Source organism: Streptomyces avidinii (genome assembly GCF_045161815.1).
Classification (GTDB): domain Bacteria; phylum Actinomycetota; class Actinomycetes; order Streptomycetales; family Streptomycetaceae; genus Streptomyces; species Streptomyces avidinii.
Window position 1 is genome coordinate 2,312,330 of the sequence record NZ_CP108863.1, and the last position, 25,848, is coordinate 2,338,177.

Genomic DNA, 25,848 nt, shown 5'->3' on the forward strand with positions numbered 1-25,848 from the left:
TCGGATGCATTGGGTAATGGCACGGAATCCGGCAGGCTGGGTACGTACGTTCTCATGAGCCAGCCGCGCGCGACCCCTGAATCGGAACCTGGCGTTCCGACACTTGTCACTCCGACGTCGACCTACCGTCTCCAGCTGCGCCCGGAGTTCCCCTTCGCGGCGGCCGAAGCAGCCGTACCGTACATCGCCTCGCTCGGCGTGTCACACCTGCACCTCTCCCCCGTCCTGGAGGCGGCGCCCGGCTCGACGCACGGCTACGACGTCACCGACCACTCCCGCGTCCGCGCCGAGCTGGGCGGCGAGCCGGGCCTGCGGGCCCTGGCCGCGGCCGCCCGGGCGCACGGGCTCGGCCTGGTCCTCGACATCGTGCCCAACCACATGGCCGTGCCGACCCCGCTGCGGCTGAACCGGCCGCTGTGGGAGGTGCTGCGGGACGGCCCCGCCTCGCCGTACGCCCGCTGGTTCGACATCGACTGGGAGGCGGGCGGCGGGCAGGTGCTGCTGCCGGTGCTCGCCGGGCCGGTGGAGACCTGCGAGCTGAAGGCCGACGGCGACGTGCTGCGCTACGGCGAGCAGCAGTTCCCGCTGCGGGAGGGCACCGCGGGGCTGGCACTGCCCGAGCTGCTCGCCGCCCAGTGGTACCGGCCGGCCTGGTGGCGCGAGGCCCGCACGTCCCTCAACTACCGCCGGTTCTTCACCATTTCGGACCTGATCGGGGTCCGGGTGGAGGACCCGGACGTCTTCACGGCCACCCATGCCAAGGTGCTGGAGCTGGTCCGGGACGGGATCGCGGACGGGCTGCGGATCGACCACGTGGACGGCCTGGCGGACCCGGAGGAGTACCTGCGGCGGCTGCGGGCCGCGGCGGGCGAGGGCTGCTGGGTCGTGGTCGAGAAGATCCTGGCCCGCGAGGAGCGGCTGCCGTCCGCCTGGCCGGTGGCGGGCACCACGGGCTACGACGCCCTGCACCGGGTGGACGGGGTGTTCACCGACCCGGAGGGCGCCGCGGAACTGGCGGCCCGGTACGGGGAGAGCACCGGGCTGCCGCAGTGGCCGGAGGCGGCCCGGGCGGCCGCTCGTGAGGTGCTGACCGGCGACCTGGCCTCCGAACTGGGCACCCTGGAGCGCCAGGCCGGGACGGAACTCGCCTTGGCGGTGCGGGAGTTGCTGATCGCATTTCCCGTCTACCGGCCGTATCCCGGCGAGCCGGACCTGCCGCCGCGGGCGGTGGAGCAGGCCGCCGCGCTGGCCGGTCCGGGCGCGGTCGCCGCCGTACGGGAGCTGCTGCTGCGGGATCCGGCCTTCGCCGCCCGCTTCGCCCAGACCTCGGCGGCCCTGCGCGCCAAGTCCCTGGAGGACCGGGCCTTCTACCGGTACGCGCCGCTGCTGTCGGCCACCGAGGTGGGCGGGGAGCCGGGGCGGCCGGCGGTGCCGCCCGCGGAGTTCCACGCGTACTGCGCCGCCCTCGACCGGGAGTGGCCCGCGGCCGGGACCGTACTGTCCACCCACGACACCAAGCGCAGCGCGGACGTCCGGGCCCGGATCTCGGCGCTGTCCCAGGCCCCTGAGCTGATGGGCGGCCCGGCCGGGCCCGACCCGCAGCTGGCCTGGGTGGCCCGGCAGACCGCGCTGGGGCTCGGCCGGGCCCCCGAGGCGGCGCCCCGGCTGGCCGACGCCCTGCTCAAGGCGGTCCGCGAGGCGGCCCTGCACACCAGCTGGACCGACCCGGACGAGGAGTACGAGGCGGGCGTGGCCGGGTACGTCCGGGACCCGCTCGACCTCCCGGCGGAGCTGGCCGGGGCGGCCCGCGCCAACCTCCTCGGGATGACCGTCCTGCACCTGACGATGCCCGGCGTCCCGGAGGTCTACCAGGGGGCGGAGACGGAGTACCGGGCCCTGGTGGACCCGGACAACCGGCGTCCGGCCCACTTCCCCCGCGGGGCCCTGGCCCGGCTGGACACGGGGGCCGCCCCGCGGGACGCGGCCGAGGAGAAGCTGGCCCTCACGGCCGCCGTGCTGCGGCTGCGCCGGGACCGCCCGGAGCTCTTCCGGGGCTATGCGCCGGTCGCGGCCCGGGGCGCGGCCGCCGACCACCTGGTGGCCTTCACCCGGGGCCCCGGGCTGCTGGTGGCGGTCACCCGGCTGTCCCACCGGCTGGCCGGGGCGGGCGGCTGGCGGGACACCCGACTGCCCCTGCCTCCCGGCACCTGGACCCCCGTCGGCCCCGCCTCCCCGAACCACCCGAACCCTCCTGCGTCACACAGCGGTTCGGCCGAGGTGGCCACGCTGCTGGTCGGCCACCCGGTGGGCATCTGGCTGCGCCGGTGATCCGGCAGGGCCGGGCCCGTCCGCCGCTCGGTCCTGCGGAGCGCCCGCACCCGGCACCGGCGCCGCCGGGGCGCCGATCAGCTCCGCGAAGGCGGCCGCGGCGCCGGTCAGCGGGACCCGGGAGAAGGCCGCCAGGGGCCGGTGCCACGGCGGGTCGAGGGAGAGCAGGGCGCAGTCCGTTGTCGGGCCCGCCCCGGTACGTCCAGTACAAGGACGACCCTCCGCCTTGCGATCCTTCCCCTCGGCCCCTGCGGGCCTGGGGCGACCCCATGGCACCGGACGCCGCGGGCTCGGCCGACAAGATCCGAAAGAGACGGCCCGGCCCGGCCCGCGGCGATCCGCCCCGGACCAACCGCGGCAGCGGCGCCGGACCCGGCCGCCGGGGCCGCGGCCCGGGCGTTGGCCAGGGGTTTCACCCGGAATTCGGGGAACTGCGGGGCCCGCGGAGCAGTAGGCGGCGGGCCCCGCGGGCATGGCATCCCTTGTGACTCTCCTCCGTGACATGCGCTACCCCACACCGCGGGAACTCGGGCTCGCCGCCCGCGCTCTGGCGGACGAACACCCCGGCGAGGTACGGCTCCGCCGGGCCGGCACCTCCCGAGCCGGGCAACCGCTCCGGGTCCTGTCCGTCGCCGCCACGGGCGGCGCCCCGCTCGGGGCCGACCGCAACGTCCTCGTCGTCGCCGGGGCGCACGCCAACGAACCCGTCGGCGGGGCCACCGTCCTCTCGCTCGCCCGGCGCCTCCTCGACGACCCGGCGCCGCGGGCCGGCTGCGGCTGGCACTTCCTGCTCTGCGCGGACCCGGACGGCGCGAACCTGCACCGCACACCCCGCCCGTACTCCCTGCTGGACTACCACCGGGGCTTCTTCCGGCCGCCCGGCCCCGAACAGCCCGAGTGGGCACCGTCCTTACTGCCTCCGGACCGGCTGCCGCCCGAGACCCTGGCCCTGACCGCGCTCATCGACGAACTGCGTCCCGTCCTCCAGGTGTCCCTGCACGCCACCGACCTCGGCGGCTCCTGGGTGCAGCTCACGCGGGACATACCCGGCCTCGCCGAGCCCTTCGCCAAATCCGCCGCCGAGCTGCGCATCCCGGTGGAGAACGGGGCCTCGGACGCGGCAGGATGGCCCTCCCCCGGCCCCGGGATCTTCGTGATCCCGCAGCCGGGCAGCGAGGCCGCGGGCGCCTTCCATCCGGAGGACACCCGGCTCAGCACCTGGTACCACGCCCACCGCTACGCCGGCACGACCGCCATCGTCGAAGTCCCCATGTGGGCCTCCGACCTGGTGGACGATCCGGCCCCGCACCCGGATCCGCGCGGCGCCCTGCGGATGCTGGCCGAGCGGCTCACCGCGGACGCCGCGCTCGTCGCCGCGGTCCGCGGCGGTGCCCGCGTACCCGAGGACCCGCCGCCGTACGGGGCCCCGGCGGCGGCCCCCCTGCTGCGGGCGGTGGACTGGACGCTCGCGCTGATCCCCCGGGTCGCGGCGGAGTGGACGGCCGGGGCACCGGCGGAGGCCACCGCGGCGTACATCGCCAGCATCGACGCCTTCGGGCGGCGGCTGTCGCTGCGCGCCGCCGCGATGCTGCTGCGGGTACTGCGCGCCCAGGGGCACCCGGCGGCGCCCGGGCTGGACCGCCTCGTAACCGGGTGGTGCGAGGACTTCGCGGCCCGGTTCGGGGCCCGCTGGGTCCCGGTGGCCACCCAGGTGGAGCACCAGGCCCGCACCGTCCTGGCCGCCTACGACCGGCTGGTCGCGGCCGGGCGCCCGGACGGAACGGCCGTCAGTTCCCGTTCGTCCTGAGGCGGGTGGCGGGGCCGGACGGCGGCAGGGCGACCGGCCTGGCGCCGTCGTGGTCGCCCTCGGCGTCGTGGAGCGGGCGGGTGCCCTCGGCCGCGTCCGCCATCCACCGCGCCATCCGCGAGGGCCGGGCGTCCGGCCCCGTGGCGGACTCCTCGTCGGAGATCCAGGTGGTGAGGGTGAAACGGTGGTCCGAGAATCGCCCGCTCGGGCAGGTGGAGGGCACGACCTCGTGGAAGGCGCTGGAGGGGAAGAAGACGATGGTGTCGTGCTCGGGTTCGACGGTGCGGAAGGACTCCGCCGGCCGCGCCCTGCCGTCGTTCACCACGGTGTCGTACAGGCGGAGTCGGCCGCCGCCGAAGCCGCGGGGCGTGCGGTGGAGGTAGTACACGGCGGACAGCGCCGTGCTCACGTCGCGGACGCGGGAGGCGTCGGTGTGGATGCCGAAGTGGCCGCCTTCGCCGTGCGCCGTCAGGACGGTCAACGACCGGGTGAGGGCGGCCCGGTGGTCGAGGACCTCCAGGACGAGCGGCAGACAGTCGGCCAGGTGCGCGCTGAACACCTCACTGGTCACGGGGAGGACCAGCGAGTCCCGCCCCTTGCGGGACACCTGTCCGGTGAGGGGGTCCAGGACCGTTCCCGCCGTGAACTCGTCCTGCCGCGCTATCGCGTACTCCAGCAGGGCCCCGGCCCGCTCCGCCCCGAGGAAGTTCTCGAAGCGGCAGACCGGGGCGGGTACGGCGAGCACGGGGGACCACTGGTCGGAGGACGGCAGGACGCGGGGGCTGATTTCCATCGGCGTGGCCGGTTCCATCGTGTATCCGCTCATAGCCCGGAACCGTACGACGGCGGCCGTCCGCGCCGAAGGGGCACACGGGGGCGCACGGGTGTGCGCGGCGTACGCCCGCCTCGGGCCGGCGGACCGCGGTCAGCGATCGACGGTCAGGGTGTACCGGAGCTTCGGACGTCCGGTGGCCCCGAGACGGTCGTAGAAGCGGATCGCGCCCTCGTTCCACTCCGGGGTCTGCCACTGGACCTGGTCGATGCCGAGCTCGCGGGCCAGCCCCGCCACGCCGTCCACCAGGGCGGCGCCCAGGCCGTGGCCGCGGGCCTCCTCCGCCAGGTAGAGGCAGTCCATGTGCAGGTAGTGCCGGGCGTCCCAGAAGGAGAACTCCGACGAGCAGGCGGCGTATCCGGCGACGGTGCCGTCCGGGGCCTCGGCGAGCAGCACCCACAGCCGGGCGTCCTCGGCGAACAGCTGCGGGCCGAGCAGGGCGGCAAGGCCCGGCGGGCGCGGCGCGGCGCGCTCGTACGCGATGTGCTCGCGGACGAGCTCCTCGAGGCGGGGCAGGTCCCCGACGCGGGCGCGGCGGACGACAGAGCGGACGACAGAGGTGTGTTCCATGACGGCCATCCTGCGCGGCGGCTCCCGGCGGCGGACCGGCGGGGCCACCCGGCAGGCGGCCGCGACAAACCTCACCGGCCGATGGCGGGCCTGCGCCGCGGGTCTCCGCCGCGGGTCTCCGCCGCGGGTCGGCCTCAGCCGGCCGAGAGCCGGAAGGTCATGTTCCCGAAGCTGACCTGGTCCCCCTCCCGGACGACCGCGGAGCCGGTCACCCGGCGTCCGTTGACCGTGGTGCCGTTGGTCGAGCCGAGGTCCTTGAGGACCCACGTCCCGTCGCGCATGCTGAGCTCCGCGTGCGCCCGGGAGACGGTCTCGTGGCTGAGCCGCAGCCCGTTGCCGGGGTCGCGGCCGATCCGCAGGGCGGCCGCGCTCGGGTGCGGCAGCAGCAGTTTGGGCAGGCGCTCCGCGTTCCAGGCGCGCCGGACCCCGACGGAGACGGCGGAGACCCGGCCGACCCAGCCGAACAGCCGACGGGTCCACGGGCTTTCGGCCGCCTCCCGGGACTGGAGGTCGGCGGTGAGCACAGCGAGGTCCTCGGAGCGGCGCGCGACGAGGGCGAGTTCCATCCGGCGCAAGAAGGTGTCGTGGGACAGCTTGCCGAGGGCTGCGCCCTCCCTGAGCTGGCCCAGCGCCCGGTCGCGCTCGGCGTCGGACAGCCGCGGCGCGGGGAAGGCGGGAATCTCAAAACTGGACGTCACAGGGTGATTGTCGGCCCGTCGGGGCCGGAGTGTCCAGAACTCCCCCGCGACGCCCGGAATGATGGGCAGGATACGCAGGCTGGACACCGCCGACGACGAGGGGACCGTCCGTGCAGTTCGAGGTGTGGGCACCGCTGACAGGCCACGTCGCCATGCGGCTCGACGGGGCGACGTACGACATGACGCGCGATCCGGACCGGGACGGCTGGTGGACGGCCGAGGCCCCGGCCGCCGACGGAAGCCGCTACGGATTCCTGCTCGACGGCGAGGGCCCACGGCCCGACCCGCGCGGGCGGCGGCTGCCCGACGGGCCGGACGGGCTGTCGGCGGTGGTGGACTTCGAGGTCCTCGCCCCGCGGCCGACGCAGGCGCCGACGCGCACCGGGCTCCAGGACGCGGTCCTGTACGAGTTGCACATCGGCACCTTCACCCCCGAGGGCACCTTCGACGCGGCCGCCGCCCGGCTCGGGCACCTCACCGCCCTCGGCGTCACGCATGTGGAGCTGATGCCGGTGTGCTCCTTCGCCGGCCGGCACGGCTGGGGCTACGACGGGGTCGCGCCCTGGGCGGTGCACGAGCCGTACGGCGGCCCGGCCGGCCTGGCCCGGTTCACGGCGGCCGCGCACGAGGCCGGGCTGGGCGTGGTGCTGGACGTGGTCCACAACCACCTCGGCCCGTCCGGCAACCACCTGCCCGCCTTCGGCCCGTACTTCACCGACACCCACCACACCCCGTGGGGCACCGCGGTGAACCTGGACGCGCCCGGCTCCGACGAGGTGCGCTCCTACCTGCTGGGCAGCGCGCTGGCCTGGCTGCGCGACTACGGGATCGACGGGCTGCGGCTCGACGCCGTGCACGCGCTGGCCGACGACCGGGCGCTGACCTTCCTGGAGGAACTGTCCGCGGCCGTCGACGAACTGGCGGCGGACACCGGCCGCCCGCTGTTCCTGATCGCCGAGTCCGACCGGTGCGATCCGCGCACCACCACCCCGCGCGCCGTCGGGGGCCTCGGCCTGCACGCGCAGTGGAACGACGACTTCCACCACGCCCTGCACTGCGCGCTGACGGGCGAGTCCCAGGCGTACTACGCCGACTTCGCCGCGGCCCCGCTCGCCGCCCTCGCCAAGACCATGACCCGGGCCTTCTTCCACGACGGCACCTGGTCCTCCTTCCGGGGCCGCACCCACGGCCGGCCGGTGGACCGCCGCCGGACCCCGGCCCACCGCTTCCTCGGGTACAGCCAGACCCATGACCAGATCGGCAACCGGGCGCTCGGCGACCGCCTCTCCGCCTCGCTCTCCCCCGGGCTGCTGGCGTGCGCCGCGACCGTGACCCTGACCGGGCCGTTCGTGCCGATGCTGTTCATGGGCGAGGAGTGGGGGGCGCGGACCCCCTGGCAGTACTTCACGGACCACCCGGACCCGGAGCTCGCCGAGGCGGTACGGTCCGGCCGCCGCCGGGAGTTCGCGGCGCACGGCTGGAAGGCCGAGGAGATCCCGGACCCGCAGGACCCGGCCACCCGGGACCGCTCCCGCCTGGACTGGTCGGAGCCCGAACAGGCCGTCCACGCCCGCCTGCTGGACTGGTACCGCACCCTGGTCGCGCTCCGCCGCAGCCATCCGGACCTGCGCGACCCGGACCTGGCGGCGGTCCGGGTCGCCCACGACGAGGAGCGTCGCTGGCTCGCCTTCCGGCGGGGCGAGGTCCGGGTGGTCGTGAACCTCTCCGCGGAGCCGGTGACGATCGCGCTGGGCCGCAACGGGGTGCGGGTGCTGGCCGCCTGGGAACCGCTCGAACACCCGGGTCCGGACGGGCGCATCCACGTACCGGGCGAGTCGGCGGCCGTCCTGGCCCCGTGAGGCTCACCCCACGACGGCCAGCTCGCGCGGGGCGTTGTTCAGGCGGCGCCCGCCGTCCTCGGTGACGGTCACGATGTCCTCGATACGGACACCGAAGCGGCCCGGGAGGTACACGCCCGGCTCCACGGAGAAGCACATGCCGGGGACCAGCGGCTGCTCCTCGCCCTCGACCATGTACGGGGGCTCGTGGGTGGTGACGCCGATGCCGTGGCCGGTGCGGTGGATGAAGCGGTCCCCGTAGCCGAACTCGGTGATCACGGCGCGGGCGGCCCGGTCCACCTCCTGGCAGGAGGCCCCGGGCCGGACCGCGGCCACGCCGGCCTGCTGGGCCTCGCGGACGATGTCGTGGACCCGCTGCTCCTCGGCGGTGGGCTCGCCGACGTGCACGGTGCGGGAGATGTCGGAGCCGTAGCCGAAGCGCAGGCCGCCGAAGTCGAGGACGACCATGTCGCCGTGGCGGATGACGCGCTCGCCGGCCTCGTGGTGCGGGTTGGCCCCGTTGGGGCCGGAGCCGACGACCGTGAAGTCGACCTGGGAGTGGCCGTGCGCGCGCAGCAGGCCGGCCAGGTCGGCGGCGACGTCGATCTCCCGGCGGTCGGCGAAGGGGAGGTGGAGGATCTGCGCGTAGGCGGCGTCGGCGGCGGCGCCCGCCGCGGCGAGGCGGTCCAGCTCCCGCTCGTCCTTGACGGCGCGGAGCATGGGCAGGCAGTCGGTGAGCGCCGCGTAGGAGGTGTTCGGCAACTCCTTCTGCAGACCGAGGAGATGCAGGGCCCAGGTGTTGTCGCTCACTCCGAAGCGGCCGCGGAAGTCCAGCAGCGGGGCGGTGACGGCGTACGGGTCCTTCCCGTCGGCCCAGTCCCGCAGGGTCAGCGCGGTGGCCCCCGGGGCCTTCTCCGCGTCGGGGGCCTCCAGCGCGGGCACGATGAGCACCGGGTCCTGCCCGGCGGCCAGCACGAGCAGGGTCAGCCGCTCGGTCTCGGCGGTCGGCCGGTAGCCGGTGAGGTGCGTGAGGTCGGGCCCGGGGGAGATCAGCAGGCCGGCGAGCCCCGCGTCGGCGGCGGTCTCGGCGGCGGCGGCCATCCGGGCGGCGTAGTCGTCGGCCGTGAAGGGTGCGGGTTCACGTGTCATACGGGTGATCCTGCCGTGCCCGGCGCGGCGGGGGCAGCGGCCGCGCCGGTCCGCCTCCCGGCCGGGGACGCCGAGTGCCGTGCGGCGCGCGCGGCGGCACTGCAGCCCGCCCGCGGCGAAGGAGCGCCGCCCGGGGCGGCGCGGGCGCCGCCGCCGCCCGCCCGCCCACAGGCCGATATCGCGTCGCGGGAGCACCCCTCTGATCGGCTATGCTGTGCTTGCACATCGAACGGGCGGTCCGCCGCCCGTCGTGGTGGGTGTAGCTCAGTTGGTAGAGCACCTGGTTGTGGTCCAGGTGGCCGCGGGTTCAAGTCCCGTCACTCACCCTGTTGATCCCGTGGGGCACGAGGTTTCCTCGTGCCCCACGGGATTTTTCGTGTGCCCTCGGGCTAGGCCGTCTCTTCCGGATCTTGTCGGCCGAGTCCGCGGCGTCCGGTGCCGTGCCCGGCAAGGCGGAGGGGCGCCCGTGTACTGGACGTACTCGGGCGCCCCGACAACGCGGCCGGGTGCGGTGCCGGGCGCCGCGGGCCCGGCAAGATCCGGAAGAGACGGCCTAGATCCGCAGGAAGGCCTCCACCTCGGTGACGAAGGCCACCGGGGTCTCGTGCGGCGGGTAGTGGCCGGAGCCCGGGATCGTCACGATCCGGCAGTCCGGGTACGAGGCCTGCCATGTGGCGCGCATCACGTCCGGGGTGATCGCGAGGTCGTACTCCCCGACGAGGACGAGCACCGGGACGGTGTTGCCCTTCACGGCGGAGGACAGGTCGAGGGGCTGCCAGCTCGCGAGGTAGCCGGCGAAGGCCTCGGGGCGGGAGACGGCGAGGGAGTGGGCGACCATCCGGTCGAGCCAGTGCCGGCTCACGCGGTTTCCGGTGACCAGGTCGAGGATGGTCCGGCGCTTGTCGGGGTCGGCGGCGGCGCCGTGGAAGAGGGCGTGGGTCGCGTCGTCCATCGCGTAGGGCTCGGCCGGCACGGGCGCGAGGCCGATCAGCTTCTCGACCCGCTCGGGGGCGCGGACCAGGACCTGCTGGGCCGCCTTGCCGCCCATGGAGTGACCGAGGAGGGAGAAGGTGTCCCAGCCGAGCTGGTCGGCGAGTTCGAGGACGTCGTCGGCGATCTCGGCCAGGCTGTGACGGCCGGAGACGTCGCGCCGGTCGCCGTAGCCGCGGTAGTCGAGGAAGACGTAGCTGAAGCCCTCGGGGTCCAGGTGGTCCAGTACGGAACCCCAGTTCGCGGAGGTTCCGAACCAGTCGTGCAGCACGATGACGCGGACGGGTCCGGAGCCGATCCTGCGGTGGGCGATGGCCATGCGTTCTCCCTCGGTGACGTGGCGAACAAAACCGACGCCGAGGGTTCTGCCCACCGGACCCGCGGTCACACCGCGCGTGCGGCATCCCGCGCGGAACCTCCTGCTGCGGGCCGCCCGCAGCAGGAGGAACGGGTCAGACGGTCTTGATCGCCGGGTCCGAGATGCCCGCGGCGCCCGTCTCCACGTGTCCGGCGAAACGCCGCAGGAAGGTGGTGTCGGCGTCGGAGACGACCTGCACGTCGTACCACTGGCCCGAGGCGGCGAGGGGCACCGTGTGGGAGACCGTGGCACCGGCCGCCACCCGGAGGATCTGGGGCGCGCCGCCGTAGGCGTTGGTCACCGTGAGGTTGACGGCCGTCGTCCCGGAGTTGGTCAGCGTCAGGGCGAGGTTCCCGGTGGCCGCCACGTGGCGGGCCGTGGCCTCGGGCCCGGCCTTCTTCGCCGGGCCCTTCCAGGTACGCAGGAAGCCGTTCGGGCCCCAGACCGTGAGGTTGATCTGGTTGCCGGTGGAGCTGCTGGTCGACCAGGTGTCCGAGAGGGTCTTGCCCGCCTCGACCGTGTAGGGGCAGGGGCCGTCCGTACGGTTGCCCGAGGTGCTGTGGAAGTGGGCGCCCAGGGTCGGGCCCGAGGCGAAGGTGAGGGTGAACCTGCCCGTGGAGGTGGTGCGGGCGCCGTCCACGTAGGGGCTGTAGCCGAGCGCGCGGGTCGGCTTGGAGCCGGCCTCCTGCCGTGGCAGGGTGCCTGTCGCCGGCGGGGTGGGGTGGTAGGACGGGTGGCGGTCCTTGTCCGGCGGGACGTAGCCGGCCGTGGACGGGAGCGCGGCGGGCGCGGCGTCGGCCCGGGTGAAGTCGAAGGCCGAGGTCAGGTCGCCGCAGACGGCGCGGCGCCACGGGGAGATGTTCGGCTCGTGCACCCCGAAGCGCTTCTCCATGAAGCGGATCACCGAGGTGTGGTCGAAGGTCTCGGAGCAGACGTAGCCGCCCTTGCTCCAGGGGGAGACCACGATCATGGGGACGCGCGGGCCGAGCCCGTACGGTCCGGCCGCGTAGCCGCCTCCGCCCGCGTAGAGGTCCTTCGAGACGTCCGCCGTGGACAGGCCCCAGGCCGCGGAGGCCGGCGGGTACGGCGGGACCACGTGGTCGAAGAAGCCGTCGTTCTCGTCGTAGGTGATGAACAGCGCGGTCTTGGCCCAGACCGCCGGGTTGGCGGTCAGCGCGTCCAGGACCTTCGAGATGTACCAGGCGCCGAAGTTCGTCGGCCAGTTCGAGTGCTCGCTGAACGCCTCGGGGGCGGCGATCCACGAGACCTGGGGCAGGGCGCCGTTCACCACGTCCGCGCGCAGCCGGTCGAAGTAGCCCTCGCCCGCCTTGGCGTTCGTGCCGGTGCGCGCCTTCTCGTACAGGGCGCTGCCGGGCTGGGCATTGCGGTAGTTGTTGAAGTACAGCAGGGAGTTGTCGCCGTAGTTGCCGCGGAAGGCGTCGTTGATCCAGCCCCAGGAGCCGGCGGCGTTCAGGCCGTCGCCGATGTCCTGGTAGACCTTCCACGAGACCCCGGCGGACTCCAGCCGCTCGGGGTACGTCTTCCACCCGTAGCCGGCCTCCTGGTTGCCGAGGACCGGGCCGCCGCCCACTCCGTCGTTGCCCGTGTGTCCCGTCCACAGGTAGTAGCGGTTCGGGTCGGTGGCGCCGATGAAGGAGCAGTGGTAGGCGTCGCACACCGTGAAGGCGTCGGCGAGGGCGTAGTGGAACGGGATGTCGTTCCGGGTCATGTACGACATGGTCGTGGCCGTCTTGGCCGGGACCCACTTGTCGTACTTGCCGTTGTTGTAGGCCTGGTGGCCGCCGGCCCAGTCGTGGTTGAGCCCCTCCAGGAACTGCATCCCGAGGTCCTGGATCTGCGGGTTGAAGGGCAGGACGTCCTTCGTGCCGTTCGACTGGTGGAAGACGGACTTTCCGTTGTCCTGGAGGACCGGCCGCGGGTCACCGAAGCCCCGGACCCCCTTCATCGCGCCGAAGTAGTGGTCGAAGGACCGGTTCTCCTGCATGAGGACGACGATGTGCTCGATGTCCTGGATCGTTCCGGTGGTGCCCTGTGCCGAGATGGCGGCGGCTCGCGCGATGCTGTCGTTCAGCATCGTGAGGGCCGCGGTGCCACCGGCTATCTGCAGGAACCTGCGACGATTGAGTTCTGCCATGGGGTGACGACCTCTGCGGGTGAGGGGGGAGTCGAGGGGCGCCCCAAGGACAGCGGTCCCGGGGTACCGGCCGGAGATCACTTCGTGACACTGCGCCGTACACCTGGAGAACGAAAAGAGCTCCCGAACGACCTGCGGATCTGCTGAAATGACCTCCCACACACTGCACGGGGGGCGCAGAGCGATGGCCGGGACCGAGTTCGGGCATGCCATCGGGCTGTCCCGCGCGCTCTCCGGCCTGCCGCTGGCGCCGCTGCTGGGAGGTTACGGGGAACTCCTCGCCGCGCAACAGGCCGTCGGCCTACGCCACTTGGGCGACCTGCTGGTGCCGCCCGGCGGCCGGTTACGGGTGCTCGACGGGATCTTCGCCGTCACCGGACCCGGTCGGCGCCGGCACGTGGGCGCCGGCGTGCTGCGGGCGCTGCGCCGGGAACAGGCCGAACCTGCCGCGGCCCGGTTACTGGAGCGGCTGGCCGGGATCCAGGAGGCGGACCCCGCCGCCCTGCGCCGGATCCTGCTGTACCAGCTCACCCACCTGCTCCACGACCACCCCCAGGGGCACCTGCCGGCCACCGCGACCGGCTTCGGGATCGACCCGGCCGAGGCCGCCGCCCTGGTCCACGGGGCCGCCCGGCGGCCCCGGCTGGACGACGGGCAGCGGGCCGCCGCCGAGGCCCTGCGGGACGAACTGCTGGAGCACCGGATCCGCTCCGCCGCCCGCCGGGCCGCCCTGCTGCCGCCCGCGGACGGGGACCCGCCGCTGGCGGCCCTCCTCGCCGGGCTGGCCGCCCGGACCGCGGCCGCCGACGTCGAGCTGGCCGTGGCCCGGCGCCACGAGGAGCAGGGGGATCCCGAGCGGGCCCGCGTCCACTACGAGGAGGCGCTCGCGCTGGCGGGCGACTGCCCGCGCGCGGTGCGCGGGCTGGTGCGCGGCCACCGGCCGGATCCCGGCGACCCCGGCCCGCTGGAGTCCGCACTCGTCCCCGGTGGTGTCGAACTGCGCTGGCCCGTACAGGAGTTCGGCGACACGCGCTGGCGGGTGGTGCGGCTCACCCGCGGGGAGCCGGCCGGCGCCCCGCTCGCCGAGGTGGCGGGCCGGCCCGCCGGGGGCGTGCTCGTGGACCGCAGCGCCGGGACCGGCGTGGAGGTCCGCCATGTGGCACTGCCGCTCCGGGCCGACGGCGCCGTCGACGGACCGGCGCTGATCGGCGCGCCGCTGTCGGTCGCCCCGGCGGTGACGGAGCTGAGGGTCGGCGACGGCGACGGGTGGATCGAGGCCTCGTGGACCCCGCCGGCGGGCGCCGCCCGCTGCGAGGTGACACTGACCGGGCCCGGGGGACGCGCCCCGGCGCCCCCGCTGCCGCCGGCCGCGCGGGCGGGCCTGCGGGAGGCCGTGCGCGCTCGGGGCCTGGCCCCCGGGCGGTACGAGCTGGCGGTGCGGGCCCGGTACGCCCCGACGGGACGCACCGACCGCGGGGTGCTCTCCGCGGCCGTGACGGCCGCGGTCACCGTGCACGTCTGGCCGGCGCCCGTACGCACCCTGACGGCGACGGCCCGGGCGGCGGGCGGGGTGGAGTTCCACCGGACCGGCGGCGACGGCGGCCGGGTCCGGCTGGTGGAGTGGCCCGGCGAGGCCCCCGCCGAGGGGACCGAACTGACAGCGGCCGAGCTGCCGCCGCCGCTGGACTGGGCGGGACGGGACTGGACCGGAGGCGACACGGCCGGACCGGGCACGGCCGGAGGCGACACGGCCGGACGGGACTCGTCCGGACCGGGTACGGCCGGACGACGACCGAGCGGACCGGTCTCGATCGGAGCGCCGCCGCCGGGTTCGCTGACCACCGTGGCCGCCGTGGCCGTCCTGGGCGAGCGGGCACTGGCCGGGCCCTGCGTCCTGGTCGAGGCCCCGCTGCCGGTGACCGGGCTCGCGCTGCGGCGCACCGCGCCCGACCTGGTCCAGGTCACCTTCGACTGGCCCGGCGCCGCGGGCACGGTCACCGCCACCGTCACCCAGGACGGCCGGCGCACCGACTTCGCCGTGGCCCGGAGCGTATTCCTGCGCGAGGGCCTGCAACTGCCGGTCACCCCGGCCGCGCTGTCCGTCGAGGCACATGCCGCGCAGCGCAGCGCCCGGTCCGTACTCGCCGCTCCCGCGGCCGACGCACGGGCCGAGCTGCCCGCCGACGTGGCCATCGCCTACGAACTGGTGCCCGGCCCCCGGCGCGGACTGCGCCGCGGGCCCGCCGTCCTGCGGGTGACCGTACGGACACCGGGCGGCGGGCCCGGCCCGGACCTCCCCGGTTTCCTCCTCGTGGCCCGGGGGGACGGCGGCCGCAACCCGCAGCGCCCGGGCGGCCCGGCCGGCGGCCCGGCCGTGTGCCGGGTGACCGGAGCCGAACTCGCGGCCGCGGCCGCGGCCACCGGGACGGGGACCGGCACGGTGGAGCGCCCGATCGACACCACGGCCGCGCCCGGCCGCCCGTACGCCCTGCGCGGTTTTCTCCTCGGCGGCGCCGCCGCCTCCGTCCGGCTCGAAGAGCCTCCTCTCCTCTCCCTGGTGGTCCGCTGACATGACCTCCGTCGTCTGCCCCTACTGCTTCGACCGGTCCCCGGCGGCCCGGCTGCCCTACCGCTGCCAGATGTCCGCCACGGGGGTGCGCGGCGCCAGACCCTGCAGCGCCGAGCTCGACACCGTGTGGGCCGAGTTCATGGGTCCGAGCGTGCCCCCCGCGCTGAAGATGCGCGGCCCGGTCTTCACCGCCCCGCGCGGCATCGGCCGGCGCCTCGCGCCGAAGGCGGGCGGCTCGCGCGCGGACTGCCCCGCCTGCGGCGGGTCCTCCCCGGTGCGGGTCTGCCGTCGCTGCCACAGCGACTTCCCGAGCGACTACTGCGACCAGGACACCCGGATCATCGCCCTGCTCGGCCCCAAGGCCTCCGGCAAGAGCACCTACGTCTCGGTGCTGCTCAACGAACTGCGCGGCAGGGTGGGCCGGGCGTACGGGGCCTCGGTGACCGCCATGGGCGGCGAGACCCAGCGCCGGGACCGGGAGCTGGCCGAGGACCTGTACGACCGGCTGCGGCTGCCGGGGGCCACCAGACCGGCGGCGCTGGGCTTCAACGACCCGCTGCTGTACCGGCTGAGCCTGCCGCTGCGGCGCCGGCTGCGCGGGGACGGCAGCCGGCACACCGCGCTGGTGTTCTTCGACGCGGCGGGCGAGGACCTCGGCAGCGCCGAGGCCATGGACCGGTACACGCACTACCTGGCCGCCGCCGACGGGATCATCCTGCTCGTGGACCCGCTGCAGATGCGGGCGGTGCGCGACCGGCTGCCGCTGGACGACGGGCCTCCGCTGCCGGTCATCGAGACGCCGCCGCAGCAGATCGCCGCCGACCTCGCGGCGCAGCTGCGCGCCCACGGCCGGGGCTCCTCGCGCGGCCGGGTCACCACCCCGGTGGCGGTGGCCGTGACCAAGACGGACTCGCTGGCGCCGCTGCTGGAGCCGCACTCGCCGCTGCTGCGCAACGCCGACCACTCCGCCGGCGCGCTGGACGAGGAGGACCGGCAGACGGTGCACGAGGAGATGCGCGCGCTGCTCGACGGCTGGGACTCGGGGGCGCTGCTGCGGCAGTTGGAGCGGGACTTCGCGCAGCTGTCGCTGTTCGGGCTCTCGGCCCTCGGCTCTCCGCCGCCCGCGGACGCTCCGGCCGACGCCCCGAAGTCGGGCCCGCGGCCGCTGCGCGTGGAGGATCCGCTGCTGTGGCTGCTGGGGCTGGGCGGGCTGCTGCCGCGCGTCGGCGGCGCCGCCGCGGGCGCGGGTTCCCGTACCGGCTCGGACACGGGTGGCCGGACCGGCTCGGACACGGGTTCCCGTACCGGCTCGGAGGGGAACTCATGAATCTCGCCCAACTGCACTACACCTCGGCGCCGCCCGGTCCCGACGGCTCCGGTTTCCGGTTCACGGCCGTCAGCCCCGGGGTGCCGGCCGCCCTGCTGCGCGAGGCGGAGCAGCTGATCGGCTACGAGCCTCCCCGGGACGCGCCGCCGCGGCCGGGGCCGCACGAGCTGGCCGACTTCCCCCAGGCGCTCAGCCTGAACGTGCTGGCCGACGGCAGCCGACTGCTGGCGCGTTCGGTGTACACGGGCGCCGACTACAGCGGCCGCTGGGGCAACTTCCACGCCCATGCGGTGCACCTGCCGCAGCCCGCCGGTTCCGGCCCGGCCGTGGGCGAACTGCCGATCACCGCCTGGGGCTCGCCGCAGTGGGCCGCCGCCACCCCGCCGGGCGGCGTGCCGGCGCTGCCCGCGGTGCCCGCGCCGGGCCGGCTGGACCGGGCCGCGCTGGCCGCCTTCGTCGCCGGCCGCGCACCGTGGCTGGCCGCCTTCTTCGCCGATGTGCGCCGTCTCGGCGAGGACCCGGACGCCCCGCAGATCGTGCTCGTGGAGGCGGACAGCGAGGCCGTGGCCCGCTGGATCATGCTCGCGTGCAGTGTGCTGCCGCACCAGCGGGGGCAGTGGCTCACCTTCACCACCTACACCAGGCGGCCGCAGCTCGCCCGGCAGCAGATCATCGGCGTGATGCCGGAGGACGGGCTCGGCCTCGCCGGGCAGGAGCACCGCTACCGGGTGTACGACGCCTCCCGCTCCGCCGCCCCCGCAGCCGGGGCGCCGGACGTGTGGGCGGACACCGCCGCGCGGATCTGGCAGGGGCAGCGCCAGGACCTGGTCGCCGAGGTCCGGCGGCTGGCCGCCGGGCCGTACGACGCGGGCCCGCTGGCCGCACTCGCTCTGGCCGCGGGCATCGCCCTGCCCTCCCCCGGCCGGACGGCGGCCGCCGACTGGGCGGCCGGGCACCGGGACGCGCTGGACCACGTACGGCTGCACGCGCTCGCCCTGGCGCTGGGCGGCCCGGCCGGGGACCGGGAGCCGGCGGAGGTCGAGGCGGCCGGGCACCTGCTCGCGGCCCTGGACGGCTGGGCACCACCCGCGGTGTGCGAGCCACTGGTGGCCCTGACCCTGACCGAGGCGGTACGGACCGGCGCGCCGCCCGCGGCCCTGCCCACCGCGGGGGCCCTGGGCGCGGCCGTCCGGAGCCGGCTCGCGGCGGAGCTGGAACCGGGCCTGCGGGCTGCGCTGAGCGGACCCGCGGCCGAACCGGAGCACTGCGCGGGGCTGTTGCGGGTGGCCTCGGTGCTCGGGGTGGACGTGAGCGACCTGCTGCCCGCGGTGGCCCGGCAACTGGCCCTCGCGCTGCTCGCCGATCCGGAGCGGGCGTACGGGGCGGGGGTGCGGGCCGCGCTGGCCGAACTGCCCGGGCTCCGCGCCCTCGTACTCGACCGGCTGGACTCGCTCGCGGCGGGCGATCCGGCCGCGGCACGGCGGCTGTTCGCCGGGACCGCGCTGCGGCTGACGGCGGCCGACGCGCGCCCGCACCTGCGGATGTGCGCCGAATCCGCGGCGGTGGCCGCCGCGGCCGGCCGGGACCGGGTCGGCGCGCTGAACGCCCTGCTGGCCCACTCGGGCGTCTCGCTGTACGCGGAGCCGCTGGTGCTGCGGACCGCGATGCGGCTGGTGTGGGACGGGGAGCCGCCGGGGGCGGACGATGCGGGTCTGGTGCTCATGGCGACCGGGGCCCAGGTCCACCGGGAGGCCGGGACCTGGGAGTTGCTCGTGCGGGCGGCGGTGCGCGCCCCGGCCGGGGACGACGGGGCGCTGGAGCTGGCGCCGGAGCTCCTCGGCCAGTTCCAGGAGGAGATCCCGGCCCGGCTGCGGCCGTCGCTGCTGCTGCTGGAGCTGGCCCGGAACCTGCGGACGGGCGCGGCGGGCGGCGGCTGGGTCCGCCAGGCGCTGGACCTGCGGTCGCTGGATCCGGAGCCGGGCCCGCGGGAGACCGCCTACGCGGTCCTGTGCGCGCGGCTGCTGGCCTCGGACCGGCCGGACAGCGAGCTGCGGGCGCTGATCGAGAGCAACGACGCGGAGCTGCTGGCCGCCTACCGGCTGGCGGCACGGAAGCCGGTGGTCCACGACCGGCTGCGGCTGGATCCCGGCTATGCGGCGGACTGCTTCACGGTGTGGTCCTCGCAGCCGCAGGCCGGCCCGCTCTGGCAGGAGGCGCGGACGGACCTGCTCGACGGGGTGCTGCGGCCGGCCGTACGGGGCCTCTCGCCGGCGGAGCTGGCCGAGGTGGAGCAGGCACTGGCCCGGCTGGGCGGCCGCTGGGCGGACGAGTTCCGCGGCTGGCAGCGCCCGGGCGCCTTCGGCCGGCTGCGCGAACGCTGGGGCGGGCGCCGCTCCGGCGACGGCCAGGGGTCGGGCGGGCAGGGGCCGGGCGGGAAGGGGGCCGGTGGTCATGGGGGCTGACATGGTCGATCCGGCGCTGATCGCACGGATCCTCGGCACCCTCACCGGGGTGATCGGGGTCGCCGTGTGCCTCGGGTACGGGCTGTGGCGGTTCCTGGCGCTGGCCCTGTCGGCCGCCTGGGCCGCCTTCCGGCCGCGCCCGCCGGGCGGCAGCGACCCGCGGATCGTCCCGTACACGGGTCCCGAGCCGGCCCGACCCGCCTACTGGGCCGGACAGATGTGGCTGGACGCGCGGTTCGCAGGACAGGCCGCGGCACTGACCGTCTGGTACCTGCTGACCCGGCACTGGCTGGGCGAGGTGGTGCGCCGCCGCCTGCTGCGCGGCCGCAACGGGCAGACCGGCATGCTCGCCGACAACGGCTTCGGACGGCTCCTTCTGCGCCTGCTGGCGCCCGGTACGGCGCTGGCCGCGGTGCTGTCGGCGCTGCTCGCGTCGGTCCTGCTGGCCGGTGTCGCGCTGTTCTTCGCCGTACAGCTCGTCCTGGTCTTGCTGGCCGTGCTGGCCGCCGTCCTGGCCGGGCGGACCGCGGAGCGGCTGTGGAAGCTGGTCCTGGGCATCCGGATGAAGTGCCCGTACCCCGGCTGCTACCGGCCGTTCCCGCTGGCCGTCCACCTCTGCCCGGGCTGCGGCGCCGCCCACCGCGAGCTGCGGCCCGGCGCCTTCGGCGCGCTGCGGCACGTCTGCCGCTGCGGCAGGGGGCTGCCGACCACCCCGATGACCGGGCGGCGGGGGCTCGCCGCCCGCTGCCCGCACTGCGACCGGAGCCTTCCCCCGGCCGTCGGCACCACCCGGGTCGTGCACCTGCCGCTGATCGGGGGCACCTCCGCCGGGAAGACCATGCTGCTGGCGGCCATGCTCGAAGGGCTGCGGTCCTGGTCGCACGAGTCCCGGCTGACGATCGAATACGCCTCCCCCGACGACCTGCGCGAGGCCAACACCCTCGGCCGGCAGCTGAACAGCACCGGGTGGACCCTCAAGACCCAGGGCGGGCAGCCGCGCGCCCTGATGCTGCTGGTCGGGTACGGGCGCCGGCGCCGGCTGCTCTACCTGTACGACCCGATGGGCGAGTCCCTCCGGGACGCGGACACCACCCGCGACCAGGGCTACCTCGCGCACGCCGACGGGGTCCTGCTGGTCACCGACGTGCTCGCCGCGCCCGTCGTACGCCGTGCCCTGCACGCGGGCGACACCGAACGGGCCGAGGCGGCCCGGCCGGCCGACCTCGGCCCGGTGGAGACGTACGCGGGGTTCACCGGCGAGCTGCAGGGGCTCGGCGGCCGTCGCGGGCGGCTTCCCGTCGCCGCGGTGGTGACCAAGCGGGACGCGCTGGACCGGCTGGACTCACTGCCGCGGCCGACCGGGCCGGTCGAGGCGTGGCTGACCGCGATCGGGCTGGACGAGCTGGTCCGCGTGCTGGGCCACGACTTCGCGGCGGCCCGGTACTGGGTGGTCAGCGCCCGCGCCGCCACCGGGGCGGGCGCCCTGGACACCGAGCAGCGGCGGGCGGCGGAGCCGGTGCTGTGGCTGCTGTCACGGACCGGGCTGCGCGTGGGTCGGCTCACCGGGACGCGGCAGGACGCGATGGACGCACGGGACCGGCCACAGGCGCGGGGCGCTCGGGACGCGCGGCCCGCAGACAGCAACGAGAGGAGCAACACCCCATGATGACACCGCAGATCGCGCGGGGCCGCCGGATGATGACGGCCCTGTTCGTGTCGGCGGTCGTGATGACGGCGGCCGCCGCGGTGGCGGCACTGGCACGGTACATCCCCGGGTGGACCGGAAGTTGAAGGAGAACACGCGGTGAGTGACATCCCCGGCGGGCCGATGATGAACCGGCCCGTCCACTTCATCTGGCTGATCGACTGCTCGTACTCGATGCAGGGCGAGAAGATCGGTCAGCTCAACTACGCGATCAGAGAAGCCGTTCCGGAGATGCTCTCCGTGGCGCAGGACAACCCGGCGGCCCAGCTGCTGCTGCGCACCATGACCTTCTCCACCACGGCCCGCTGGCACCACAAGGACCCGGTGCCGGTGGAGCAGTTCACCTGGCAGGACGTGCAGGTGGACGGGATGACCAACCTCGGGGAGGCCCTTCAGCTCGCGGCGCGCGAACTGGACACCCCACCGATGCCGCAGCGGGCGCTGAAGCCGGTGTTGGCGCTGGTGTCCGACGGGGTGCCGACGGACGACTGGAAGGCCGGGCTGCGGGCGGTGGACGCGACCCCGTGGGGCCGCAAGGCCGTCCGGGTGGCCATCGCCATCGGCGCGGACGCGGACCGCAACGTGCTCCAGGAGTTCCTGGGCAATCCCGAGCTCCAGCCGCTGGACGCGAACAGTCCCAAGCAGCTGGCGGCGGCGATCCGCTGGGCGTCCACAGCGGCGGTGAAGGCCGCCTCCCAGCCGGTGGCGGGCTTCGCGGACGTGACCGTGAAGCAGCCGCCCTATGCCCCGCCCGTGCTCGACGACGACGATGACGACGTGTGGTGAGCGAGCCCGTGCGGACCCATGGGCCGCTGCCGCTCTGGGACACGCTCCACGGCAGCGTCCAGGGCGTGAACAAGACGCGCAACCAGGACCACTACGACGTGGAGGGGCTCGGCACCGCCGGACAGCCGCTGATCATGGCGGTGGCCGACGGTCACGGTTCGGCCGTGCACGCGCGCAGCCATCTGGGCTCCCGGTTCGCCGTGGACCTGTTCGTCCAGCAGGCCAGGCAGTTCGCGGCGCTCGCCGAGCCCCGGGGCGAGCTCCGGCCGCCGAGCCTCGCCTGGCTGATGAACTACGCCCAGTACACGCTGCCGCGCCAACTGGTCGGCGCCTGGCAGGAGAAGGCGCTCGGGCACTGGGCGCGGACCAGCTCGCACGAGGAGCCGGCGCTGTCACCGCCGGACAAGCTGGTGCTGTACGGGAGCACGCTCGTCGGCGCCGTACTGACCCCCCGGGTCTTCGCGGCCTGGCAGCTCGGCGACGGCGAGCTGACCGTGGTGACCGACGACGGGCAGGTGACCGTGCCGCTCGCGCCGGACGAGGCCGACCTGGGCGACGAGACGGAGTCCCTGTGCTCCCCGCAGGCCTGGCTGCAGGTGCGTACGCACTGGGCGCCGGTGACCGCCCCCGCACGGGCACCGCGGCTGGTCTCGCTCACCACCGACGGGCTGTCCAAGAGCTTCGCCTCGGACAGCGGCTTCCGGCAGTTCATGGCCGGCCTGGACGACCGGCTGTCGGCGGAGGGCGCCGAGTGCGTCCGGACCGTCCTGCCGGAGTGGCTGGCCAAGGCCTCGCAGCACTCGGGGGACGACACCACCCTGGTGGCGGCCTGGCACACCGCCACGGCCCCGGCAGCACCCGCGGCCCCGGCAGGACCGCCGGAACCGGCCGCCCGGGCGCCGGAACCCGCCGACATCTCCGACATGACAGACCCGTACAGGAGTGACCAATGAGCGGCATGCTCGACAGCGGCACCCGGCTGACGGCCGACAGCGGCCTGGGCGTGGAGGTCTTCGACCTGCTCGGGGCCGGCGGCCAGGGGGAGGTCTACCGGGTCCGCACCCCGGCCGGGGACCAGGCCCTCAAGTGGTACTACCCGGCGTGCGCGACGCCGGAACAGGAGGACATCGTCCGTCAGCTGGTGGACCGCGGCTTCGACGACGACCGTTTCCTGTGGCCCCGCGACTTCGTGGCCGACGGCCGCGGCGGCTTCGGCTACCTGATGGACATCCGCCCGGACCGGTTCAAGGGCCTGCCGCTGCTCTTCCGCCGCAAGCTGCGCACCACGATCCGCGCGCTGCTCACCGCCTGCCTCTACACGGTCGAGGCGTACCAGGCGCTGCACTCGCGCGGGATCGCCTACCGGGACATCTCCTGGGGGAACCTGCTCTTCGACCCGGTCACCGGCGAGGTGCTGGTCTGCGACAACGACAACGCGGTGGTCGAGGGCGACAGCACGGGCATCTCCGGCACCATGGCGTTCATGGCGCCCGAGCTGGTGCGCGGCGAGCCCGGGGTCTCCCCCGGCACCCAGAGCGATCTGCACTCCCTGTCGGTCCTGTTGTTCATGCTGCTGATGAACCATCATCCGCTGATGGGCAGGCGGGAGTTGGACATCCACTGCTTCGACGAGGCCGCCGAGCGCAGGCTGTACGGGAAGGACCCGCTGTTCCTCTTCGATCCGCAGGACCGCTCCAACGCCCCCGACCCCGTCGAGCACGCCACGGTGCTGGCCACCTGGGCGGTGGCGCCCGCCTCCCTGCGCGACCTGTTCACCAGGAACTTCACCCGCGGCCTGCACGACCCCGCGGCCCGGGTGCGGGAGTCGCAGTGGCGGGACGCCCTCCGGGCGGTCCTCGACGCGGTGGTGGACTGCGCCCACTGCGGGAAGCAGAACATGACCGAACCCCGGGCGGCCGCCGCGGGCACCTGCTGGAGCTGCGGGAACGCGCTGGTGCTGCCGCCCCGGCTGGTGCTGACCACGCCCCCGCCGCGCACCGAGCACCACATCCTGCTGCACCGGTCCTCGCGCGTGCAGGCGCACCACCTGGCGCCGGAGCCGGCCCGGCACGACTACGGCGACGGCACGCTGGTGGCGGAGCTCACCGAGCACCCGCAGCGGCCCGGGAAGTTCGGGCTGGCCAACCGCTCCGGGGCCGCCTGGACGGGGACCCGCGCGGACGGCAGCACGCAGGAGATCGCTCCGGGGCAGACCGTGCCGCTGCGTTCGGGGCTGGAGCTGGACTTCGGCGGCGCGCGGGCCGTCGTACGGGCGAGGTGAGCCGGATCAGCCCAGCAGCCGGCTGATCTCCTGGGCCAGGGCGAGGCCGGCACTGCCTGCGCCCAGGCCGAGGGTGACGGTCTCCAACGACCGCCGGACCAGGCCCGGTTCGGCGGGGCGTCCCTCCTGCCCGGCCCGCTCCAGCTCCCCGCGCAGGGCCTGCGCCGCGTCGAGCCGCTCCGGTCCGGCGCCCTCCGCGCTGAGCCACTGGGCGAGTTCGGCGGCGAGGCGCAGAGTCCGGGCGGCGGTGTCCTGCTCCCCGATGTTGATGGTGCCGTGGTCCCCGATGTTGTTGGGGCCGGACACGTTCCCGTGGAAGTGGTAGGTGCTCATGCGTGCGGTACTCCTCGTCCTCGTTCAGGGTTGCCCGGCCGGCTTGCCCAGTGCCTGGGCCTGACCGGCCTGGTTGACGGTGCCGTGGGCGCCGATGTTGCTGGAGTGGATGTCGCCCTGGAAGGTGTAGGTGTGGGTGTTGATCACCTGCTGCGCCTGGTCGTAGGAGCTGGTGTCGACGTTGTGGTCCTTCAGGAACCGTTCGGTCGCTATCAGCACGCCCTGCTGGAGCCGCTGGAGGAAGTCCTGGGAGTCCGTCCGCTCGGAGAAGCCCAGCTGCTCCCAGTCGGCGACCCGCTCGCGGAGGCTGTCCACGGCTCCGTAGTCGAACCGCAGGTGCCGCCGGTCGATCTCGCGGCGCCACTTCTCCAGCCCCCGGGCCCGCGCCCGCCGGGCGGAGGCCCGCCGGGACAGTCTCCCGGGGGCGCCGACCAGCGCCGACGCGGTGGTGGCGGTGGCGAAGGAGAAGAGGCTCCACCAGCGCTCCCAGCCGTCCTGCGGCAGCTGGTGCACCCGGTAGAAGCGCGACTGGAGGGGAGGGATCCCGTACGCGGCGACCTCCCAGGTGAGGCTGGGGTGCTGGAGCCTGGCCCGCAGGTGCATGGAGACGATGACGCGGCCGCCCTCGCCGGCCCGTTCCAGGCTCAGATAGGTGCGCATGCCGGCGCCGGGCTGCACCACCCCGGCCTGCACCAGCTGCTTGGCGATCTGGGCGCGCGGCCGGCGCAGCCGGTCGGGAAGCAGGTCGGGGCCGACGTAGGAGACGTGATCGCCTATCACGTAGAGCCGGTTGCGGGCCCGCAGTCCCTTCAGCCCGGCGATGTGCTCCATCTCGCGGGCGATGAAGCTGTGCAGGTCGACGGCGTCGAAGGGCTTGATGGTCAGCTTGCCGCCGCCCGCCGGATCGTCGGCGGGCCGGCTGACGTCGATGGGCTGCCAGACCATTTCCTTGATCTTCGAGCCGCTGCCGACGAACGGGTTGGTGCGCTCGGCGCTCGCCGTGTACGGAACCACGTTGGCCCGCTTCTGCTCCAGCAGCCGGTCCTCCACCTCCGCGCCGACCCCGGGGGCGAGGTCCTTCGGCCGCCGGGCGCCGTGCTCGACGCCCAGGGCCGCCGTACGGGCCGCGTCCTCGGCCCCGCGGACCAGCCCCCAGGCGGTCGTGTACGCGAGGACCAGTGCGGCTCCGGCCCCGAGGGCGAGGGCCGGCAGCCCCGCGACCAGCCCGTACAGCGCGGCCGGTACCGCCGCCCACACGCCGGCCGCGCAGAGCCCGGCGAGGCGCCGGTCGCGCAGGTCGGTGCGCCGGACGGCAGCCCGCGCGTGGCGGGCCAGGGCCACCAGGTCGATGCCGAGGGAGAGTCCGGTGGCGCGCAGCCGGTCCTCGGTGAGCTCCACGTCCACCTCGCGGGCGAAGCCCTCGTCCAGGTGCGCTGCCGCGCACAGCAGACGGGTCACCGCGTCGTCCCGGTACTGTGCCAGCACCGGTAACCGGCGTGCCGCCATGTCGTGCCCTCCCCCGTGGCCCACGATCCCCTTCCGCCTCACCCTATGTAAACGGGCCCTGCCTGTCGCGGGGTTGGCGGGGCCGGTCCGGCACCGGCCGCGTACTCAGGCGGCCCGTGCGGCGTGCGGCGGCGAACTGAGCATCCGTACTCAG

Annotated in this window: 19 protein-coding genes and 1 tRNA gene; 12 read left to right on the forward strand and 8 right to left on the reverse strand. The window is 75.1% G+C overall.

The annotated features are described in order from the left end of the window. The first annotated feature begins 54 nt into the window (after nt 1-54). Nucleotides 55-2,328 (forward strand): malto-oligosyltrehalose synthase, encoded by a 2,274-nt coding sequence (gene treY / locus OG373_RS10215; RefSeq protein WP_405437630.1) that lies wholly within the window; start codon nt 55-57, stop codon nt 2,326-2,328. A 484-nt stretch (nt 2,329-2,812) separates the two neighbouring features. Then, nucleotides 2,813-4,135, forward strand: coding sequence for a M14 family zinc carboxypeptidase (locus OG373_RS10220; RefSeq protein WP_405437632.1), 1,323 nt, complete (start codon nt 2,813-2,815; stop codon nt 4,133-4,135). On the opposite strand, the gene OG373_RS10225 is transcribed toward OG373_RS10220, so the two are convergent. The 3 genes from OG373_RS10225 to OG373_RS10235 form a co-directional block, all read right to left on the reverse strand. Further along, nucleotides 4,116-4,961, reverse strand: coding sequence for a 2OG-Fe(II) oxygenase (locus OG373_RS10225; RefSeq protein ID WP_405437634.1), 846 nt, complete (start codon nt 4,959-4,961; stop codon nt 4,116-4,118). The genes OG373_RS10220 and OG373_RS10225 overlap by 20 nt on opposite strands. A 99-nt stretch (nt 4,962-5,060) precedes the next feature. Beyond that, nucleotides 5,061-5,537 (reverse strand): GNAT family N-acetyltransferase, encoded by a 477-nt coding sequence (locus tag OG373_RS10230; RefSeq protein WP_405437636.1) that lies wholly within the window; start codon nt 5,535-5,537, stop codon nt 5,061-5,063. 134 nt (nt 5,538-5,671) lie between these two features. Further along, nucleotides 5,672-6,235: a DUF1707 and FHA domain-containing protein gene (locus OG373_RS10235; protein ID WP_397729907.1), complete on the reverse strand. Its 564-nt coding sequence runs from the start codon at nt 6,233-6,235 to the stop codon at nt 5,672-5,674. A 110-nt stretch (nt 6,236-6,345) separates the two neighbouring features. On the opposite strand from OG373_RS10235, the gene treZ reads away from it, so the two are divergent. Beyond that, nucleotides 6,346-8,094, forward strand: a complete 1,749-nt coding sequence (gene treZ, locus OG373_RS10240; protein WP_405437638.1) for a malto-oligosyltrehalose trehalohydrolase — start codon at nt 6,346-6,348, stop codon at nt 8,092-8,094. Nucleotides 8,095-8,097: 3 nt separating this feature from the next. Here the strand turns inward: treZ and OG373_RS10245 are convergent, their stop codons facing one another. Beyond that, nucleotides 8,098-9,222, reverse strand: a complete 1,125-nt coding sequence (locus OG373_RS10245; RefSeq protein WP_405437639.1) for a M24 family metallopeptidase — start codon at nt 9,220-9,222, stop codon at nt 8,098-8,100. A 253-nt stretch (nt 9,223-9,475) separates the two neighbouring features. Between OG373_RS10245 and OG373_RS10250 the strand changes: the two genes are divergently transcribed. Then, nucleotides 9,476-9,548 (forward strand) — tRNA-His (locus OG373_RS10250). Nucleotides 9,549-9,775: 227 nt separating this feature from the next. Here the strand turns inward: OG373_RS10250 and OG373_RS10255 are convergent. Next, nucleotides 9,776-10,531, reverse strand: a complete 756-nt coding sequence (locus OG373_RS10255) for an alpha/beta fold hydrolase (RefSeq protein WP_405437641.1) — start codon at nt 10,529-10,531, stop codon at nt 9,776-9,778. Nucleotides 10,532-10,664: 133 nt separating this feature from the next. Continuing rightward, nucleotides 10,665-12,725: a phosphocholine-specific phospholipase C gene (locus OG373_RS10260; RefSeq protein ID WP_405437643.1), complete on the reverse strand. Its 2,061-nt coding sequence runs from the start codon at nt 12,723-12,725 to the stop codon at nt 10,665-10,667. A 148-nt stretch (nt 12,726-12,873) separates the two neighbouring features. Here OG373_RS10260 and OG373_RS10265 point away from each other — a divergent pair, with 148 nt between their 5' ends. The 8 genes from OG373_RS10265 to OG373_RS10300 are packed head-to-tail and all read left to right on the forward strand — an operon-like array spanning nt 12,874 to nt 23,855. Next, on the forward strand, nt 12,874-15,294 hold the full coding sequence (locus OG373_RS10265) for a hypothetical protein (protein WP_405437645.1): 2,421 nt from the start codon (nt 12,874-12,876) through the stop codon (nt 15,292-15,294). A gap of 1 nt (nt 15,295) precedes the next feature. Beyond that, the gene (locus OG373_RS10270; RefSeq protein ID WP_405437647.1) at nt 15,296-16,621 is read left to right on the forward strand and encodes a hypothetical protein; all 1,326 of its coding nucleotides are present in this window, start codon (nt 15,296-15,298) and stop codon (nt 16,619-16,621) included. Further along, nucleotides 16,618-19,083: a GTPase-associated protein 1-related protein gene (locus OG373_RS10275; RefSeq protein ID WP_405437649.1), complete on the forward strand. Its 2,466-nt coding sequence runs from the start codon at nt 16,618-16,620 to the stop codon at nt 19,081-19,083. Before OG373_RS10270 ends, OG373_RS10275 begins: the two co-directional genes overlap by 4 nt. Then, the gene (locus OG373_RS10280) at nt 19,073-20,749 is read left to right on the forward strand and encodes a hypothetical protein (protein ID WP_405437650.1); all 1,677 of its coding nucleotides are present in this window, start codon (nt 19,073-19,075) and stop codon (nt 20,747-20,749) included. The genes OG373_RS10275 and OG373_RS10280 overlap by 11 nt, the downstream gene beginning before the upstream one ends. Further along, nucleotides 20,746-20,874: a hypothetical protein gene (locus OG373_RS10285; RefSeq protein WP_405437652.1), complete on the forward strand. Its 129-nt coding sequence runs from the start codon at nt 20,746-20,748 to the stop codon at nt 20,872-20,874. Before OG373_RS10280 ends, OG373_RS10285 begins: the two co-directional genes overlap by 4 nt. Before the next feature lie 37 nt (nt 20,875-20,911). Next, entirely contained in the window at nt 20,912-21,574 is a 663-nt protein-coding gene (locus OG373_RS10290; protein ID WP_189968294.1) for a VWA domain-containing protein, read from the forward strand. Further along, nucleotides 21,571-22,527 carry a PP2C family serine/threonine-protein phosphatase gene (locus OG373_RS10295; RefSeq protein ID WP_405437654.1) on the forward strand — a complete coding sequence of 319 codons (957 nt, stop codon included), beginning with the start codon at nt 21,571-21,573 and terminating at the stop codon, nt 22,525-22,527. The genes OG373_RS10290 and OG373_RS10295 overlap by 4 nt, the downstream gene beginning before the upstream one ends. Further along, on the forward strand, nt 22,524-23,855 hold the full coding sequence (locus OG373_RS10300) for a protein kinase domain-containing protein (protein WP_405437656.1): 1,332 nt from the start codon (nt 22,524-22,526) through the stop codon (nt 23,853-23,855). The genes OG373_RS10295 and OG373_RS10300 overlap by 4 nt, the downstream gene beginning before the upstream one ends. A gap of 6 nt (nt 23,856-23,861) precedes the next feature. On the opposite strand, the gene OG373_RS10305 is transcribed toward OG373_RS10300, so the two are convergent. Beyond that, nucleotides 23,862-24,188 carry a hypothetical protein gene (locus tag OG373_RS10305; protein ID WP_405437658.1) on the reverse strand — a complete coding sequence of 109 codons (327 nt, stop codon included), beginning with the start codon at nt 24,186-24,188 and terminating at the stop codon, nt 23,862-23,864. A 24-nt stretch (nt 24,189-24,212) separates the two neighbouring features. After that, nucleotides 24,213-25,694 carry a hypothetical protein gene (locus OG373_RS10310; RefSeq protein WP_405437660.1) on the reverse strand — a complete coding sequence of 494 codons (1,482 nt, stop codon included), beginning with the start codon at nt 25,692-25,694 and terminating at the stop codon, nt 24,213-24,215. Nucleotides 25,695-25,848 lie beyond the last annotated feature (154 nt).

Excerpts from the sequence above, each read along its gene's own strand:
- treY (WP_405437630.1), top strand. The coding sequence starts at position 55 with ATGAGCCAGCCGCGCGCGACCCCTGAATCGGAACCTGGCGTTCCGACA.
- OG373_RS10225 (WP_405437634.1), bottom strand. The coding sequence starts at position 4,961 with ATGAGCGGATACACGATGGAACCGGCCACGCCGATGGAAATCAGCCCC.
- OG373_RS10230 (WP_405437636.1), bottom strand. The coding sequence starts at position 5,537 with ATGGAACACACCTCTGTCGTCCGCTCTGTCGTCCGCCGCGCCCGCGTC.
- OG373_RS10245 (WP_405437639.1), bottom strand. The coding sequence starts at position 9,222 with ATGACACGTGAACCCGCACCCTTCACGGCCGACGACTACGCCGCCCGG.
- OG373_RS10255 (WP_405437641.1), bottom strand. The coding sequence starts at position 10,531 with ATGGCCATCGCCCACCGCAGGATCGGCTCCGGACCCGTCCGCGTCATC.
- OG373_RS10260 (WP_405437643.1), bottom strand. The coding sequence starts at position 12,725 with ATGGCAGAACTCAATCGTCGCAGGTTCCTGCAGATAGCCGGTGGCACC.
- OG373_RS10265 (WP_405437645.1), top strand. The coding sequence starts at position 12,874 with ATGACCTCCCACACACTGCACGGGGGGCGCAGAGCGATGGCCGGGACC.
- OG373_RS10270 (WP_405437647.1), top strand. The coding sequence starts at position 15,296 with ATGACCTCCGTCGTCTGCCCCTACTGCTTCGACCGGTCCCCGGCGGCC.
- OG373_RS10275 (WP_405437649.1), top strand. The coding sequence starts at position 16,618 with ATGAATCTCGCCCAACTGCACTACACCTCGGCGCCGCCCGGTCCCGAC.
- OG373_RS10280 (WP_405437650.1), top strand. The coding sequence starts at position 19,073 with ATGGGGGCTGACATGGTCGATCCGGCGCTGATCGCACGGATCCTCGGC.
- OG373_RS10285 (WP_405437652.1), top strand. The coding sequence starts at position 20,746 with ATGATGACACCGCAGATCGCGCGGGGCCGCCGGATGATGACGGCCCTG.
- OG373_RS10290 (WP_189968294.1), top strand. The coding sequence starts at position 20,912 with ATGATGAACCGGCCCGTCCACTTCATCTGGCTGATCGACTGCTCGTAC.
- OG373_RS10300 (WP_405437656.1), top strand. The coding sequence starts at position 22,524 with ATGAGCGGCATGCTCGACAGCGGCACCCGGCTGACGGCCGACAGCGGC.
- OG373_RS10305 (WP_405437658.1), bottom strand. The coding sequence starts at position 24,188 with ATGAGCACCTACCACTTCCACGGGAACGTGTCCGGCCCCAACAACATC.
- OG373_RS10310 (WP_405437660.1), bottom strand. The coding sequence starts at position 25,694 with ATGGCGGCACGCCGGTTACCGGTGCTGGCACAGTACCGGGACGACGCG.